Below are 17,949 nucleotides of genomic sequence, written 5' to 3' on the forward strand. Positions count from 1 at the left end.
ACGACAAACGCGCCCTCCACTACAAAGCCATGGTCACCATCGCCTGCCTACGACTCTGGCTGCCATGACTTTGCGGACACGACCTAGGGCCTGTCGTTTGGATCAGGCCCTAGGCCACGGGACTCCGCGGACCGGCACCGTCGTTGCGGCCGCGGGGCTCCGCCCCGGACCCCGCTGCTCAATCGCCGCAGGGGCTCAAATTGCCCACCCGTCCAGCAGGGGGCTTGATCGGGCTCGCCTCCCCGCAGGTGACGGCCGTGCCCCGCTCATCTCCCACCACCCGCCCCCTCCGGGGGCGTCGGCCTCGCGGGGTGCCGCGCCGCGCAATGGTCCGCCCACGGTGCCGCGCAACAGGGACGATGGGCCCCGGCCACGGCGGGTCAAGGGGTGGAGCGGCCGACGACCGATCCCGCGCGGTCGATGCAGATGACGTCCACTGCCACCGGGGCACCGCGGAGGACCGCGAGGGCCTCGTCGCGGGCCGTCGTGGCGACCAGGTCGCCGAGGGGAACGTTCGCCTCCGTGCACAGGTGGAGCGCGGCGAGGCCCGTGTTGGCCTCGGTGACCTGCTGCGCGAGGGACTCGGACGCCCCGCCCCGGCGGGCCAGCTCCGCCAGGAAGGCCTTGTCAACCTGGGAACGCCCCGAGTGCAGGTCCAGGTGGCCCGCCGCCAGCTTCGACAGCTTGGCGAACCCGCCGCAGATGGTCAGGCGGTCGACCGGGTGCCGACGGATGTACTTCAGTACCGCGCCCGCGAAATCGCCCATGTCGAGCAACGCGTCCTCGGGCAGCCCGTGTTCGCGCACGACCGTCTTCTCGGACGTGGAACCCGTGCAGCCCGCGACATGGGTGCGGCCCGCGGCCCGCGCCACGTCCACGCCCCGCCGGATCGAGTCGATCCACGCCGAGCACGAGTAGGGCACGACGATCCCCGTCGTGCCGAGCACCGACAGACCGCCGAGGATGCCGAGCCGCGGGTTCCAGGTCGAGCGGGCGATCTCCTCGCCGTGGTCGATGGAGACCGTGACCTCCACGTCACCCGCGGCGCCGTGCGCGACCGCGACCTCCGCGACGTGTGTACGGATCATCTCGCGCGGCACCGGGTTGATCGCGGGCTCGCCGACGGGCAGCGGCAGCCCGGGACGGGTGATCGTGCCGACGCCGGGACCCGCCCTGAACACCACTCCCGAGCCGGCCGGGAGGCGCCGCACCGTGGACCGTACGAGCGCGCCGTGCGTGACGTCGGGGTCGTCGCCGGCGTCCTTGACCACGCCCGCCGTCGCCGACTCCCCGTCGTGCGACTCGACCGCGAGGGCGAAGGACGGCGTCTGGCCCTTCGGCAGCGTGATCGTCACGGGGTCGGGGAAGTCGCCGGTCAGCAGCGCCGTGTACGCGGCCGTGGTCGCCGCCGTGGCGCAGGCCCCGGTCGTCCAGCCGGGCCGCAGACCGGTGTGCTTGAGTTGGGCACCGCGCCCGCCCTTCGGCTCAGCCGATTCGTTCATGGAGTTCCCCGATGCCGCACGTGTTGATTCTCGGCGGGACGACCGAGGCCCGGCGCCTGGCCGAGGCCCTGTACCCGCACGTCCGTGTGACCAGCTCGCTCGCGGGGCGCGTCGCGGCGCCCCGGCTGCCGGCCGGTGAGGTGCGGATCGGTGGGTTCGGCGGGGCCGAGGGCATGGCGGAGTGGATCCGCGAGCAGGCCCGACACGACACGGTGGCGGTCATCGATGCCACCCATCCCTTCGCCGAGACGATCAGTTTCAACGCGGCGCGGGCCGCCGCCACCGCCCATGTTCCCCTGCTCGCGCTGCGCCGGCCCGGCTGGGTGCCGGGTGCGGGGGACGACTGGCGGGAGGTCGGCTCCCTGGCGGAGGCCGCGGAGGCGGTACGGGGGGCGGGGCGGGTCTTCCTCACCACGGGGCGGATGGGGCTCGCGGCGTTCGCGCACGTCGACGACGCGCACTTTCTCGTACGGTCCGTGGATGCGCCCGAGCCGCCGTTTCCGCCGCGGATGGAGGTGCTGCTGGATCGGGGGCCGTTCACGTTGGACGGCGAACGGGCGGTCCTCGCGGACCACGCCATCGACGTCCTCGTGACCAAGGACAGTGGCGGCGCCGCGACGTCCCCGAAACTGGTCGCCGCGCGTGAGGCGGGCGTCCCGGTGGTCGTGGTCCGCCGCCCCCCGGTCCCGACCGGGGTCCCGGTGGCCACGACCGTGGAGGAGGCGGCCCGGTGGCTCAATGCCACCCGGACGTAAAAGACATGGGTCTCTGCCCCGGACCCCGCTGCTCAATCGCCGCAGGGGCTTGAAAAATGCCCACCGGGCTCAAACTTGCCCACCTGCCGGGGCGGGTGGGCAAATCAAGCCCCTCCGGCGATTGAGCAGCGGGGTCCGGGGCGGATCCCCGTGGCCGTAACGCCGGGGCGGCGCAACCAGGCCCGTGGCGTCACACGGTGCCGGGCTCCGGGTAGCGGCGCGGGGTCCACGTCACCGTACGGCCGTCCGCACGGACCACCGCCTGGGTCTGTGACGAGCCGACGATCAGCAACGTACGCATGTCGACGACTTCCGGATCCAGGTCCGCGAGCCGCACGACCCGGACCGACTCCTCCGGCCCGCCCACATCCCGCGCGAGCACCACGGGCGTATCGGGAAGCCGCAGCTCCAGGAGGAGCTCCCGCGCCTTGCCCACCTGCCAAGTACGGCTGCGCGAACCGGGGTTGTAGAGCGCGAGGACCAGATCCGCGGCGGCAGCCGTCCGCAACCGCTCGGCGATGACCTCCCACGGCTTGAGCCGGTCCGACAGGGAGATCGTGGCGTAGTCGTGCCCGAGCGGCGCCCCCGCCTTCGCCGCCGCGGCGTTCGCGGCGGTCACTCCCGGCAGCACCCGCACCGAAATCCCCGAGTACCGCTCCTCCGAGGCGACTTCGAGCACCGCCGTCGCCATCGCGAAGACGCCGGGGTCACCTCCGGAGACCACCGCGACACGGTGCCCGCGCCGCGCCAGGTCGAGCGCGAACTCGGCGCGCTCCGACTCCACCTTGTTGTCCGAACCGTGCCGCACCTGCCCGGGGCGCATGGGTACGCGCGCGAGGTAGGTCGTGTAACCGACCAGGACGTCGGCGTTCACCAGCGCGCCGCGCGACTCCGGCGTCAGCCAGGGCGCGCCCGCGGGACCGGTGCCGACGACCACGACCTCGCCACGCGCCGGGTCCGACGTCGCGTCCGCGACCGGCTCCGCGTCGATCCGGGAGGGCAGCACGGCGACGGAGAAGTACGGCACGGAGGACGGATCGATGTCGGCGAGCGCACCGGTCCGCTCACCCTCCATGAAGGCACGCTCGACATACCGCGCGTCGTCGAGGCGGCCCGAACTCTCGATCGCCGCCCGCACCTTGGTGAACGTACGCCCCAGCTTCATCACGACCGCCGAGTCCGCCGCGGCGATCCGCGCCGACAGCTCGTCCTCGGGCAGCGTGCCGGGGATGACGGTCAGCGTCTCCTTGTCCTCGCACAGCGGCTGCCCGAGCCGCGCGGCGGCGGCGCTGATGGACGTGACACCGGGGATGACGGTCGTCTCGAACCGGTCGGCGAGCCGCTTGTGCATGTGCTGGTACGAGCCGTAGAACATCGGGTCGCCCTCGGCGAGCACGGCGACGGTGCGCCCGGCGTCGAGGTGCGCGGCGAGGGTGGCCGCCGCCTCCGCATAGAAGTCGTCGAGCGCGCCCCGGTACCCGCCGGGATGATCGGTCGTCTCCACTGTGAGCGGATACATCAGCCGCTCCTCGATCTGCTCCTCGCGGATGTGCTCCGCGGCGATCGAGCGGGCGATGGAACGCCCGTGGCGCGCGCAGTGGTACGCGATGACATCGGCGGAGGCGATCGCCTTCACGGCCGCGACGGTCAGCAGGTTCGGATCGCCGGGACCGAGCCCGACCCCGTACAGCTTGCCGGTGGTCGTCATGCCCGGTCCTCCATGATCTCCGCCTCGGTCGCGAGGGCGTTCAGCGCGGCGGCGGTCATGGCGCTGCCGCCACGCCGACCGCGTACGACGAGGTGTTCGAGGCCGAGTTCGTTCACGGCCAGGGCCTCCTTGGACTCGGCGGCGCCGACGAAGCCGACGGGTATGCCGAGCACGGCGGCGGGCTTCGGCGCGCCCTTCGCGATCATCTCCATGAGGTGGAAGAGCGCGGTCGGCGCGTTGCCGATGGCGACGACGGCGCCGTCGAGGCGGTCGCGCCACAGTTCGAGCGCGGCGGCGCTGCGCGTGGTGCCCAACTCGCGGGCGAGGTCCGGTACTTGGGGATCGCGCAGCGTGCAGACGATCTCGTTGTCGGCCGGGAGACGCTTGCGGGTGACGCCGCTCGCGACCATGTGGGCGTCGCACAGGATGGGCGCCCCGGCGCGCAGCGCGGCCCGCGCGTTCGCCACCACCGACGGCGAGTGCGCGATGTCCTGTACGAGATCCACCTGGCCGCAGGCGTGGATCATGCGGACGGCGACCTGGGCGACGTCGGCGGGCAGCGCCGCGAGTCCGTCCGCCGCTTCCGCGCGGATCGTGGCAAAGGACTCGCGGTAGATCGCCGCACCGTCCTTCTCGTAGTCGAACACGGTTGCTCTCAGCTCTCGGTGTGATGGGGAACGGTGGTGGTGTAGCCGCCGCCGGGCTGTGCCACGACGTCTACGTACGGGCCCACGGGGTGGCCGCAGCGGCGTTCGCAGCCGGACCAGTAGGTGGGGAGGGTCGGGTGCGCCTCGTCGATGCGGGCGGCGGCGTCGTGGCGGACGTCGGCGTGGGACTTGGCGCAGCCGGGGCGCCCGACGCAGGCCGCGACGCGGTTCCACGGGGAGGCGGGGTCGGCGACGAGTCCCGCGCGGGTGAGGTCGTCGGCGTTCCCTCCGGGTACGACGACGCTCCGCCAGGGCGTCAGCCGAATCTCCCGGTCAGCCGTCCCGAGCAGCACGGCCCACTGCGCGGGCTCCAGCACCCCGAACGGCACGCCCACCGCGACGAACCCAGGGCCGCCGCCCCCGTCATGGCCGCGCGGTACCGGGGGCCGCAAATCAAGCCCCTGCGGCGATTGAGCAGCGGGGTCCGGGGCGGAGCCCCGAGGCGTCAACGCCGGGTGGGCGGCCAGGCGACGGGTCAACTCGGGCGCGGAGACGTCCAGTTCGGCGACCCGCCACACCCGCCCCACCGCCTCCCGCGCAACCGCGACGAACACCTCCGCCGCGGCAACCGCGGCAACCGCCGCCCCGCCGAACGGAACCCGGAACCGCGCCTCGCCAACAGACACCTCCGCGTCCCCCGACGACACCCCACGAACCAGCACATCCGGACGGAGTCCCGCGACATCCCCCCGCCCGTCGTCCAACCCGAAAAGGAACCTCCCGGACAACTCCGGCGTGACGGAACTCGCACACAACGCCGCGTCAAGCCCGGTCAACCACGCCCGTACGTCGACGAACCCGCCCCCGTCGAGCCCCGACAACGGCGAGGCCACCACATTCCGCACCCGCTCGTGCGCCGCCGACGGCAACAGCCCCGCCGCCCCCAGCCGCTCCGCGAGCTCGCCCCCGCACCCGTCCTGCAAACCCCGCAACTGCACATTGCCGCGCGAAGTGAGATGCAGCATCCCGTCCCCGAGCCGCTCCGCAGCCTCGCCGAGCGCCCGTACCTGCCCCAAGTCCAATACCCCGCCCGGAATCCGCACCCGCGCGAGAAACCCGTCGTCGGCGCTGTGCAGACGCAAAGCGCCGGGGCAGGCGTCGCCCGAGCCGGAGGACGGGACGGATATGGGGGAGGGGGACATGCCGGGGAGCATACCTAGGCCCCGATCCCACCACCCCGTACCCGGTCGCCGCCCGGCACCGTACGATGCTCGGTGGCCGCCCGGACCCGGACGGCCACCGCCGGTGACGGCGGCAGGGGAGGAAGCCCGGTGCGATTCCGGCGCGGTCCCGCCACTGTGAACCCTCCCCGGAGGGCGAGCCAGGAACTCCCTTCCACACGACCACCCGGGGCGCGGACACCCCGAGGAAGGCCAGACGACGCATGCCTCAGCAGCTCCTGCTCCTGTCGACGTCGGACACCGACCTGCTCAGCGCTCGTGCGGCCAACGCCGCCGGCGCCCCGGTCGCCTACCGCTTCGAGAACCCCTCCCGCATCGACGTGGAAACGGATCTGCCGGGCCTCGTCGACGGCGTGGACCTGGTGGTCGTACGCCTCCTCGGCGGCGTCCGCGCCTGGCAGGACGGCATCGACCGGCTGACCGCCGCCGGGATCCCGCTGGTCGTCCTCACCGGTGAACAGGCCCCCGACGCCCAGCTGATGGCGTCGTCCACGGTCCCGGTCGGCATCGCGGCCGAGGCCCACAAGTACCTGGCGCACGGCGGCCCGCAGAACCTGGACCAGCTGGCCCGCTTCCTCTCCGACACGGTGCTGCTGACCGGCCACGGCTTCGAGCCGCCGGTGGCCGCGCCGACCTGGGGCGAGCTGGAGCGCCCGGCCGACACGCTGCACGGCGGCGCCCCCACGGTCGCCGTGCTGTACTACCGCGCCCACCACATGAGCGGCAACACGTCGTTCGTGCACGCGCTGTGCGACGAGATCGAGCGCGCGGGCGCCCGGCCGCTGCCGCTGTACGTCGCGTCGCTGCGGGCCCCCGAGCCGGAGCTGGTCGACGCGCTCCGCCCGGTCGACGCGATCGTCACCACGGTCCTCGCGGCGGGCGGCACGAAGCCCGCAGGGGCGAGCGCCGGCGGCGACGACGAGTCCTGGGACGCGGGCGCGCTCACCCAGCTCGACGTGCCGATCCTCCAGGCCCTGTGCCTGACCTCCTCCCGCGCCGACTGGGAGCAGAACGACGAGGGCGTCTCGCCGCTGGACGCCGCGAGCCAGATCGCGGTGCCGGAGTTCGACGGCCGCCTCATCACCGTCCCGTTCTCCTTCAAGGAGCTCGACGAGGACGGGCTCCCGGCGTACGTCGCCGACCCCGAGCGGGCGGCCCGCGTCGCCGGGATCGCCGTACGGCACGCGCGGCTGAGGCACATCCCGGCGGCGGACAAGAAGCTCGCGCTGGTCCTGTCCGCGTACCCGACGAAGCACTCGCGCATCGGCAACGCGGTGGGCCTCGACACCCCCGCCTCGGCGGTGGCTCTGCTGCGCCGACTCCTCGACGAGGGCTACGACTTCGGGGACACCGCCGAGATCCCCGGCCTGGCCTCCGGCGACGGCGACGAGCTGATCCGCGCGCTCATCGACGCGGGCGGCCACGACCAGGAGTGGCTGACCGAGGAGCAGCTCGCGAAGAACCCGGTCCGCATCCCGGCCGCCGACTACAAGCGCTGGTACGCGACGCTGCCGCAGGAGCTGCGAGAGAGCGTCGAGCGGCACTGGGGCCCGCCGCCCGGCGAGATGTTCGTGGACCGCTCGCGCAATGCCGAGGGCGACATCGTCCTCGCCGCCCTGCGCCGCGGGAACCTGCTCATCCTCATCCAGCCGCCGCGCGGCTTCGGCGAGAACCCGATCGCGATCTACCACGACCCCGATCTCCCGCCGTCCCACCACTACTTGGCGGCGTACCGCTGGATCGCCGCGTCCTCGGGCGACGGTGGTTTCGGCGCGGACGCGATGATCCACCTCGGCAAGCACGGCAACCTGGAGTGGCTGCCGGGCAAGAACGCGGGGCTCTCGGCGGCGTGCGGCCCGGACGCGGCGCTCGGCGACCTTCCGCTGATCTACCCGTTCCTGGTCAACGACCCCGGCGAGGGCACGCAGGCCAAGCGGCGCGTGCACGCCACGCTCATCGACCACCTGGTGCCGCCGATGGCCCGTGCGGACTCCTACGGCGACATCGCCCGTCTTGAGCAACTCCTCGACGAATACGCCCAGATCAGCTCGATGGACCCGGCGAAGCTGCCGGCCATCCGGGCCCAGATCTGGACGCTGATCCAGGCGGCGAAGCTCGACCACGACCTGGGCCTTGAGGCCCGGCCCGACGACGACGGCTTCGACGACTTCCTGCTGCATGTCGACGGGTGGCTGTGCGAGGTCAAGGACGCGCAGATCCGGGACGGGCTGCATGTACTGGGCGCCGCGCCGGCCGGGGCGGACCGGGTCAACCTGGTCCTGGCGATCCTTCGTGCCCGGCAGATCTGGGGCGGCAACCAGGCCCTGCCGGGGTTGCGGGAGGCGCTCGGCCTCGACGAATCCTCTGCGACCCGCGTCGCGGCGGACGACGCGGAGGCCGCGGCCCGGGCCCTCGTCGAGGCGATGGAGTCCGCCGACTGGAACCCTGCGGCGGTACCGCAGGCTCTCGCCGCGCTTCCCCCCACGCCTCGGGGCTCCGCCCCGGACCCCGCTGCTCAATCGCCGCAGGGGCTTGATTTGCCCACAGGGGCCGACGAGGTCGCCACCGACTTGGGCAATCTGCCTTCCCCAAGCTCTCCGACAAGCTCCGAGCAGGGGATACCCCATCGGGCGGCAGGGTGGGCAAGGCGGCCCACGGTGCCGCGCGCCGATGACGAGGGGCCCGACCCCGTCGCCGCGATCCTCGACTTCGCCGCGCGCGAAGTCGTCCCCCGGCTGGGTGCGACGACGGACGAGCTCACCAACGCCGTCCGCGCGCTCAACGGCCGGTTCGTCCCGGCGGGACCGTCCGGGTCGCCGCTCCGCGGACTCGTGAACGTGTTGCCGACCGGGCGGAACTTCTACTCCGTCGACCCGAAGGCCGTCCCGTCCCGGCTCGCGTGGGAGACCGGGCAGGCCCTCGCCGACAGCCTCCTCAACCGGTACAAGGACGACAACGGCGCGTACCCCACCTCCGTCGGCCTGTCCCTGTGGGGCACGAGCGCCATGCGCACCGCCGGCGACGACATCGCGGAGGCCCTCGCCCTCCTCGGCATCCGCCCGGTCTGGGACGACGCCTCGCGCCGCGTCACCGGTCTGGAGCCGATCCCGTACGAGGAGCTGAACCGCCCCCGCGTCGACGTCACCCTCCGCATCTCCGGCTTCTTCCGCGACGCGTTCCCGCACACCATCGGCCTCCTGGACGACGCGGTGCGGCTCGCCGCGTCGCTCGACGAGCCCGCCGAGATCAACCACGTACGGGCCCACACCCAGGCCGACCTCGCCGAGCACGGCGACGAGCGCCGGGCCACGACCCGGATCTTCGGCTCGCGCCCGGGCACGTACGGCGCCGGTCTGCTCCAGCTGATCGACTCCAAGGACTGGCGCACCGACGCCGACCTCGCCGAGGTCTACACGGTGTGGGGCGGATACGCGTACGGCCGCGGACTCGAAGGCCGCGCGGCCCGCAGCGAGATGGAGACCGCCTACAAGCGGATCGCCGTCGCCGCGAAGAACACCGACACCCGCGAGCACGACATCGCCGACTCGGACGACTACTTCCAGTACCACGGCGGCATGGTCGCCACCGTGCGCGCGCTGCGGGGCTCGGCCCCCGAGGCGTACATCGGCGACTCCACCCGCCCCGAGACCGTGAAGACCCGCACGCTCGTCGAGGAGACGTCCCGCGTCTTCCGGGCCCGCGTCGTGAACCCCAAGTGGATCGAGGCGATGCGCCGCCACGGCTACAAGGGTGCCTTCGAACTCGCCGCGACGGTGGACTACTTGTTCGGCTACGACGCCACGACCGGCGTCATCGCCGACTGGATGTACGACAAGTTGACCGAGACGTACGTCCTCGACGAGACGAACCGGCAGTTCCTCTCCGAGAACAACCCGTGGGCCCTGCACGGCATCGCCGAGCGGCTGCTCGAAGCCGAGTCCCGCGGCATGTGGGAGAAGCCGGACCCGCAGACGCTGGAGGCCCTCCGCCAGGTGTACCTGGAGACGGAGGGCGACCTGGAGGCCGACGAGTAGGCCCTACCGCCGCAGTTTCGCCGTGAAGCTGCGTCCGTACGCGTGGTGCGTGTCGACGTCGAGCCGGGTTCCGCCCGGCACGGCGGTGACGCGCACCGCGTCGTCGCCCCCGGCCTTGCGCAGCGTACGACCGCGCAGCACGAGCGTGACGGTGTCCCGTTCGGTGGTCGGGTCGGAGACGGCGACCGTGACCCCGTCGCCCTGCCGCCGCACGAGTACGGACGCGGGACCGTCGACGTCGAGCCCGGCCACCCGGTGCGCCCCGCCGGTGAAGGTGTTCACCCCCGTGAGCCCGAGCCCGTCGTGGGCCACGGCCTGCACCCGTGAGGTGTTCGTGAGCACCCGCGCACCCTCGTGGTCCCGCACCGCGGACTCCGACGCGTTGGGCAGCAGCGCGTACGCGAAGGAGACGGGCTTCGCCCCGGCCGGTTGCTCGACCGTCAGCGAGAAGACCTGCTTCGTGACCGCCGTGTCCGGGTTCGAGGTCCGTACGTCGCGGCGGCTGCGGGTCACCGTGCCGAGCCGCGCCTCCGCCCTCGGCCCGGCGAGGCGCACGTATCCGACCGCCGCGCCCCGCGTCCCGTCCGCCCAGCGCACCCAGCCGTCGCCCTCGGCCACGGTCACCGCGTCGCCCGCCGGCGCCACGCGCGCGTCGAGGGTCGTCGTCACGGCCCGCCCGCCGCCGGGAGCGTCCCCGACCCCGGCCGCGAGCACCACGATCTCGTCGTCGAGCAGGAACCACGACCTGGTGGCCCGCGCGCTGCGGTACGCCACGAAGTCGTCCGGCAGCAGCCCCGCCCGCTCGTCCCGCCACGGCACGTCGTCGGACGCGACCCAGCCGACGGCCCCGTACGTACCGTCGAGCACGGCGCCGCCCGAGTACGCCTGCGTAGCCGTCGGGAAGTACACGTACTTGTTCTGCGACTCGGACGACGCGGTGAAGTTCAGCGGGTGGGAAGGGTTGTCGTAGAAGAGCTTCCCTCCGTACAACTCCGGGACCGTCCCCCGGTGTTCGACGGGCACGGTCACGCCCGCGAGTCCGTACGGGGAGACGGTGGTGAAGTAGTCGACGCCGAACGCCTGCGTCTGGTCCTGCCCCGACAGGTACAGGTGGTGCGCGCCGTCGCCCTGGAACCAGGGCATCAGGTTCTCGCCGCTCATGTACTCGTACTTGCTGATGCGCGAGGAGCTGCGGGAGAGCGCGAAGGCGTACCCCGGGCGGCGGTGCACCGTGCGGTCCATGGCGTTGAAGGCGACGGAGCGGGCGGGCGGATTGAGGTCGGCGGGGCGGACGTCGGAGTCCGCGAGGATGTCGGCGTACCGGACGATGCTGAGCGGCGAGACGAACGTCGCCGGGTCGAGGCCCGCCTTCGACGTGGCGCGGATGTGCTTCACGTACGCCTTGAGGTCGGTCGCCATGTCGCCGCTCGACAGCGACGCGAGGTCGACGACGGCCTCGACGATCGTGGCGGAGTCGGTGTACCCGCTGCCCGTCCGCGACACGGCCCGCCCCTTCACCGCCTCCATCATCCAGCCCTCGAAGATCAGCGGCGCGAACCCGTCGCGCACCCACTTCTGCACGGTGGGGACCAGCTCGTCGCCGTACGCGAAGCCCGTCCCGTCGAGCAGCTTCAGCGTCTGGATCACGCGCGTGAGCAGGCCCTTTCCGTACGAGCCCGTGTATGCGACGGAGGAGTGCTGGATGAAGGAGCCGTCGGCGTAGTGCCCGTCGGTGACGCCGTGCTTCAGGTCGTACGGGTCGATCGTCGCGAAGACGGTCAGCTGGTCGGTGAGGGCCTTGCGGATGCGGGCCTCGTCGCCGGTGAGGGCGCCCTGGAGGATGCGGTTGGTGGTGATGTCGGCGAGGTTGGCGCCGGTGTGGAAGCGGGAGTCGAGGTCGACGTCGCCATCCTCGCCGTTGCGCAGATAGGCGTCCATGGAGGCGATGTACGTGGCCGTGAGCTCGGCGGGCGCCGCGTCCCCGAGCAGCACCAGCGCGCGGCTGACGTGCTGCGAGACGCCTATCTCCCAGGTGAACCAGTTGCCGTAATAGCCCTTGGACTGATCCCCGTAGTAGTTCTCGTGCAGCCACGTCAGCGCGTCGACGACCCGGGCGCGGACGGCCGCACTCCCGTACAGGTCGCCCGCGACACCGGGCGTCCGGGTCGCGAGCGCGATCTCGTACACCCGCTGATACGTGGTGTTGAGGTTCGGGTCGCTGGTGCCGAGCGGCACGCCCTCGAACAGTTCGCCGTCGCCCGATGCCGTGTCCATGGCGGCGAGGTTCGTCCGGGCGGTCCGCTCGATCGCGGCGATCTTGCCCGCGGTCTCCTGCCGCCCGTTGGACGCGGCGTTCCCGGCGAACATCTCGGTCGCGTTGGCCAGCAACCGGGCTGCACCCTCCGCGAGTTGAGCCGCGCCCGCCCACTGGGTGGGAACCGCGGCGAGCACCCCGCTCGCGGCGAGGACACTCAGCAGACGTCTACGGGTGATCTCCATCGGTCGTCCGTCCCTCCGTCGTTCGCCCACGATCGGCACGCGCGCGCCGGAGTCAAGCAGAACGGATGATCCCGGACAAGGGTCGCCGGCCCGGAACGCCAAGGGCCCGGAACGCCAGGGACTCCCGGGCGACGCCGCCCGAGCGGGCCATACGGGCGAAATATCTGATATCCCGTCAATCGCTTGGCGCGCCATAACTCATACATAAGATATCCGCCCATACCGTCGCGATCACGCCCAGAACTCGTAATCGGGAGACGTGATGCGGACGCGGAACTGGTGGAAACCGGGAAACAGACAGAGGCTCACACGCCTGCGTCTGCTGACCGTGCTGACGGCGGTGCTCAGCATGCTGCTCGGGTCGACGGCGCTGACGGCGCCGCTCGCCGTCGCCGCCGCCCCCGAGAGCTCGGTCGGGATCACCAAGACCAACGATGCCGACGGGCCGCTGGAGCCCGGTGACGCGTTCACCTACACCATCAGCGGACAGTGCTCCGGCCTGGACGTGGACTGCGTGCACTTCACGGTCACCGACACCCTGCCGGAAGGCCTGGATGTGACCAGCCTTCCGAAGTCCGACAGCACCCGTGACGTCACCTACGACGAGTCGACGCGGCAGTTGACGATCGTCTACAAGCAGCCGCTGCAGAACCCGGAGGGCGAGACCGGCCTGCGCGCGGGCCAGGCGGGCTCGGTGGAGATCGGGATGCGGGTGCCGGCCGACACGCAGCTGGAGGACGGCACCACCATCACCAACACCGCGAAGGCCGAGGCCGACAACGCGGACCCGAAGACCTCCGACTCGGACGTCACCATTTCCATCCCGCGGGTGGTCAAGCCGGTGACGACCAAGTCGTGGGAGGACGGCTCGGCGGTCGCGCTGTCCGGCGAAGAGTCCACGATCAAGCTGAACGTGCGCAACAACTCCTCGTCCTCGGCCGAGGTCACCGAGCTGTCGGTGTCCGACGACACCGAGGAGACGTTCGAGTACTTCGACTTCACCGGGGCCAAGGTCACCGCTTACCCCAAGGGCGCCGACCAGGCACACCTGGTGGTCACGACGGCCGACGGCCAGACGCACACCGGCGCCACCGTCACCGCGCCCACCGAAGACCTGCCGCTGCCGAGCGGCGTGGACGCGGGGGACGTGGTCGGCTTCGAGGTCGTCTTCACCAACAGCAACGGTGACCCGCTGCCGTACGACGAGAACGGTGGCAGCGTCGAGGTCGGTATGAAGCTGCGGGCCACCAAGCGCTCGGACGGCTCGCCGCTGAAGCCCACCGACAAGATCACGGTCAACAACTGCGCGACCCCGACGGCCAAGGAGACGACGGAGGGCGACGTCGACGGCGACCCGGCCTGCGACACGTACGACATCCTCCCCGACACCCTGGTCCTGGAGACGGGCAAGAAGTACTACGCCGACACCAACGGCGACTTCTCCCACGGCGGCAACGAGCACGCGGTGATCGGCGAGAACTCGCCGGTCAGCACCGAGGTCGACCTGACGAACAAGTCGCCGTTCAAGGTGAAGACGCTGACGATCACCGAGCCGGACGCGAACACGGCCAGCGAGTTCGACAAGCTCGACGTGGACAAGGTGCGGCTTCGCTTCCCCGCCGGCGCGACCGAGGCGAAACTGACCGTCACCTGCGCCGACGACACCACCCGCACCGAGACCTACACGGAGAACGCGACCTACGACGTTCCCGCGGACTGCAAGCAGGTCAAGAAGGTCGAGGTCGTCTACACAGGCGTCGACGCGGACGGCAATCCGTCCATCGCCGAGGGGGCCACCGCGGGCCTCGACCTGCACGGCACCCTGACCGACGACGTCGACGCGGCGGACGTGGCCGACGGCGTCAGCAACTGCGCCGGCACGAAGGGCGACGCCGGTCGCAGCGACGGCAGCGGAACCGCCTCCGGCAGCGCGTGCGCCAACCTCATCGTCGAGAACCCGAACGGCGGCGGCGACGGCGTCAAGACCGTCAGCCAGACGGACGTCCCGCCGGGCCAGCCCATCGACATGCAGCTGAAGTTCACGAACACCGGCAACCTGCCGCTGAGCGACGTGGTCATCACCGACCCGCCCGCCGACGCGGACGGGAAGCCCAGCACCGCCAGCCCCTTCGACACGTTGGAGATCACCTCCGTCTCCGTCTCGCCGTCCGGCGCGCCGGTGACCCTCCAGGTGTACGACCCGGACACCGAGAAGTGGGTCGACTACGACGGCGTGGACGCCGCCGTGCTCGCGCGGGCCACCGGCGTGCGCGCGCTCTACAACGACGAGATGGCGCCGGGCGACAGCGTCACCATCAACGTCACCGGCGAGCGCCGCGAGGGTGTCGAGAACGGCGAGACGTTCCAGAACTGCTTCTCGGTCACGGCGAAGGACAGCCAGGGCGGTGACTTCAAGGGCGGCGACTGCAAGACCCTGGAGACCGGCCCCGCCGCCGACGGCGCCTCGCTGAACAAGTCCATTTCCCCCGGACAACTCCCCGAGTACGTCGCCGGACTGCCCCGCCAGCACGCCGACATGGCGCTCACCGTCCGCAACACCGGCAACATGTCGGCCAAGTACCTGAAGATCACCGACCAGGACGACGACTTCTTCGACGCCGTCGACCTCGTCGGGATCAAGTCCAACCAGATGCCGGCCGGCGCCAACCGCGTACAGATCGACGCGTACGTGGACGGGAAGTGGGTCAACGGCACCCCGTCCGCCGACGCCGCCCTGCCGTCCGGTGTGAACGCCGCCGACGTCACCGGCATCCGCGCCACGTACTCCTCGACGAGCACCACCAACGACGGCTACGTCATCAAGCCGGAGTGCACCGACAACAGCTGCTCCGGCATCCTCACCCTCGACATCAGCCCGCGGCCCGCCTCGCGCAGCACCGGTAAGCCGATCCCCGACCACCTGGAGGACACCGCCACCGGCCAGTTCCTCACCAAGGTGGAGGACGAGGACAAGCCCCGGGACATCGACCCCGTCAACGCCACCCTCGACCTGGTCAAGGGCGACCCCAAGCTCGACGTCGACAAGACCCCGGACACCGTGCTCTCCCCCGGCGAGGACGCCCCCTTCTACCTGAAGGTCACCAACACCGGCACGGCCAACGTCCCGAACCTGGTCGTCAAGGACGACCTCCCCGAAGGCATCGCGTTCGACGACACCTTCGCGGGTGACAACGGCGAGCCGTACAAGATCATCGACAAGAAGGAGCCGGACGGCACCGTCGCCATCCCGACGCCTGTCTTCTCGAAGGCCACCGACGGGGACCGCGTCTCCGGGCTCACCTGGGACTTCTCCAAGGATGACGACGGCAAGGCGTGGAACTTCCCGCCCGGCGGAAGCTTCACCATCGAGATCCACGTGAAGCTGGAAGCCGGAATCCGCGCCGACGAGACCGTCACCAACACCATGGGCGCCACCTCGTCCGACCCGGACCTGGCCTGCGAGGACGCGAGCGAGGCGGAGGAGAACGGCGCCATGTTCGGCTCGGGCCTGTACTGCGTCGACGACGCGAAACTGACGGCCAAGTCCGGCGCCGCGTTCAGCGCCCGCAAGTGGGTCTCGGGCAATGACGACCTCGGCTGGTACAACACCAAGACCAAGAAGACGGTCGACGTGGGCGACGACTCGTGCCTGATGACGACCGACTCCACCGGCCGCCGCTACACCGCCAACCCGTGCATCGCCCTGGTCAACCCCGGTGATCAGTACCACTACTTGATGCGGCTGCGGAACGCGGGCACCGAGGACGGCACCAACATGCGCATCATCGACCGGTTCCCGGTCCAGGGCGACAAGGGCGTCATCCTCGACCAGGACCGCCAGACGGCCTGGGACAAGCGGCCCACGCTCGCCTCCGAGCCGAAGCTCGACGGCACCAGCCCCGGCGAGATGACCACCAAGTACGAGAACGACGAACCGCTGTGCACCGACGACCTGGACATGGGCGGCGCCGGTTCGAGCGCCGACCAGTGCCCGTCGGACACCTGGGACGACGCCTACAGCAACAAGGCCGTCGGCGCCGACATGGACCTGAAGTTCCCGAAGCCGCTGGAGCCCGGTGGCACCGTCGACATCACCTACGCGATGAACACCCCGCTCGACGTCAAGCACAACGGCGACCCGACCATCGCCTGGAACTCCTACGCCCACAACGAGACCACCGACCGCGCGGGCTCCCCGCGCGTCCTGCAGAAGAACGAGCCGATCAAGGTCGGAGTCGCCCTCGCCTACGGCGAGTTGAGGCTCGTCAAGCGGCTCGGCAAGCACCCCGACGCGGCGACCGACCTGCTGAGCAGGGTGCGGTATCCGTACCACGTCACCTGCACCATCCACCCGCAGGGCAGACTGCCGCGCGTGGTCCTGGACGAGGACTACCGGGTTTCCGCGAACAAGCCGGTCAGCGTCGAGGGGATCCCGGCGGGAGCCGAGTGCAAGATCTGGGAGACCTCGGCCCGCGGCGGCCAGTCCGACCACCCGAAGTCCGACCCGGTCGAGGTCACGATCAAGCCGAACACGGACACGGAGGTCCCGCAGTCCGCGCGGATCACCAACACCTACGAGTTCGGCGCGCTCCAGCTGGACAAGGAGCTGACCGGCGACGCGGCCGACTACGCCGACGACGGCCGCACCTACAGCGTCGACGTCTCCTGCACCCTGCCGGACGCCTCCGGCGCCCCGAGCGACCGGATCCTGCACAAGACGTACGAGGTGAAGGCCGGCGAACCGGTCACCATCAAGCCGCTGCCGGTGAACACCCGTTGCTGGGCCGAGGAGGTGGGCACCGGGGGCGCGGCCCAGGCGACCGTCGACCACGGGTCCGCCGACAACCCGACGGTGATCACGGCGGGCGACTCGGACGAGCAGGCGTCGATCAAGGTGACCAACACCTTCCCGGCCGCCGATCTGACGGTCACCAAGCACGTGGTCAACGGGGGCGCGGGTCCGTACGACTTCTCGCTCGCCTGCACCACCGACCAGGGTGATGTGGCGCTCTCCGGGGACGACAGCTCCTTCGAGCTGAAGGACGGGGAGTCGCGCACGATCAGCGTTCCGGAAGGCGCCACCTGCACCGTGACGGAGACGAACGTGCCCACCGGTGACACGGTGACGTACGAGGCCTCCGACGACGGCACGGACGGCACGGTCCAGGTGGACGACGCGGCCTCGGTCGACGTCACCAACACCTTCCCTGAGGGCGGCGGCACCGACGGCGGCGGCACCGGCGGCACCGGCGGCCACGACGGCGGCCACCTCGCCGACACCGGGTTCCGGGACTGGACGCTCCTGGGCGCCCTGCTCACGGTCCTCGCCCTCGCGGCCGGCTTCACGGTCCGCGCGATGTCCCGCAGGAGCCGCGGCTGACCCTGAGCGACAACACGGCGGCGGCCCCGGACGAGATCGATTCGTCCGGGGCCGCCGCCGTGCGCGGCACCTAGGGCTTGTCGGGGGGGGGGGGGGCGGGGGGGGGGGGGGGGGGCCCCCCGCCCCCGCGGGGGGGGGGGGGGGGGGGCGCGCGCCCCCCGCGGCCCCCCCCCCCCCCCGGCG

At 71.5% G+C, this 17,949-nt stretch carries 8 protein-coding genes and 1 riboswitch; of the genes, 3 read left to right on the forward strand and 5 right to left on the reverse strand.

Annotated elements, in window-relative coordinates; all coding sequences use genetic code 11:
- Nucleotides 1–380: 380 nt before the first annotated feature.
- Nucleotides 381–1,502, reverse strand: a complete 1,122-nt coding sequence (locus ACIA8D_RS40730; protein WP_399240407.1) for a cobalt-precorrin-5B (C(1))-methyltransferase — start codon at nt 1,500–1,502, stop codon at nt 381–383.
- An 11-nt stretch (nt 1,503–1,513) separates the two neighbouring features.
- On the opposite strand from ACIA8D_RS40730, the gene ACIA8D_RS40735 reads away from it, so the two are divergent.
- Nucleotides 1,514–2,257, forward strand: a complete 744-nt coding sequence (locus ACIA8D_RS40735) for a cobalt-precorrin-6A reductase (RefSeq protein WP_399240409.1) — start codon at nt 1,514–1,516, stop codon at nt 2,255–2,257.
- Nucleotides 2,258–2,447: 190 nt separating this feature from the next.
- On the opposite strand, the gene cobJ is transcribed toward ACIA8D_RS40735, so the two are convergent.
- From cobJ to cobG, 3 genes are read right to left on the reverse strand one after another with little or no spacing between them, the layout of a single operon-like run.
- Nucleotides 2,448–3,965 carry a precorrin-3B C(17)-methyltransferase gene (gene cobJ / locus ACIA8D_RS40740; protein ID WP_399240411.1) on the reverse strand — a complete coding sequence of 506 codons (1,518 nt, stop codon included), beginning with the start codon at nt 3,963–3,965 and terminating at the stop codon, nt 2,448–2,450.
- Entirely contained in the window at nt 3,962–4,612 is a 651-nt protein-coding gene (locus tag ACIA8D_RS40745) for a precorrin-8X methylmutase (protein WP_399240413.1), read from the reverse strand. The genes cobJ and ACIA8D_RS40745 overlap by 4 nt, the downstream gene beginning before the upstream one ends.
- An 8-nt stretch (nt 4,613–4,620) precedes the next feature.
- A complete protein-coding gene (gene cobG / locus ACIA8D_RS40750; protein ID WP_399240415.1) occupies nt 4,621–5,814 on the reverse strand; it encodes a precorrin-3B synthase in 1,194 nt (397 codons plus the stop codon).
- A gap of 118 nt (nt 5,815–5,932) precedes the next feature.
- Nucleotides 5,933–6,003, forward strand: a riboswitch (cobalamin riboswitch).
- 53 nt (nt 6,004–6,056) lie between these two features.
- On the opposite strand from cobG, the gene cobN reads away from it, so the two are divergent.
- Nucleotides 6,057–9,887, forward strand: coding sequence for a cobaltochelatase subunit CobN (gene cobN, locus ACIA8D_RS40755; protein ID WP_399240417.1), 3,831 nt, complete (start codon nt 6,057–6,059; stop codon nt 9,885–9,887).
- Nucleotides 9,888–9,890: 3 nt separating this feature from the next.
- On the opposite strand, the gene ACIA8D_RS40760 is transcribed toward cobN, so the two are convergent.
- Nucleotides 9,891–12,386, reverse strand: a complete 2,496-nt coding sequence (locus ACIA8D_RS40760) for a polysaccharide lyase family 8 super-sandwich domain-containing protein (RefSeq protein ID WP_399240419.1) — start codon at nt 12,384–12,386, stop codon at nt 9,891–9,893.
- Nucleotides 12,387–12,735: 349 nt separating this feature from the next.
- On the opposite strand from ACIA8D_RS40760, the gene ACIA8D_RS40765 reads away from it, so the two are divergent.
- Nucleotides 12,736–17,766 (forward strand): DUF5979 domain-containing protein, encoded by a 5,031-nt coding sequence (locus ACIA8D_RS40765; RefSeq protein ID WP_399240421.1) that lies wholly within the window; start codon nt 12,736–12,738, stop codon nt 17,764–17,766.
- The last annotated feature ends 183 nt before the right edge of the window (nt 17,767–17,949 follow it).

It is taken from the genome of Streptomyces sp. NPDC051684 (genome assembly GCF_044453445.1).
Lineage (GTDB): Bacteria > Actinomycetota > Actinomycetes > Streptomycetales > Streptomycetaceae > Streptomyces.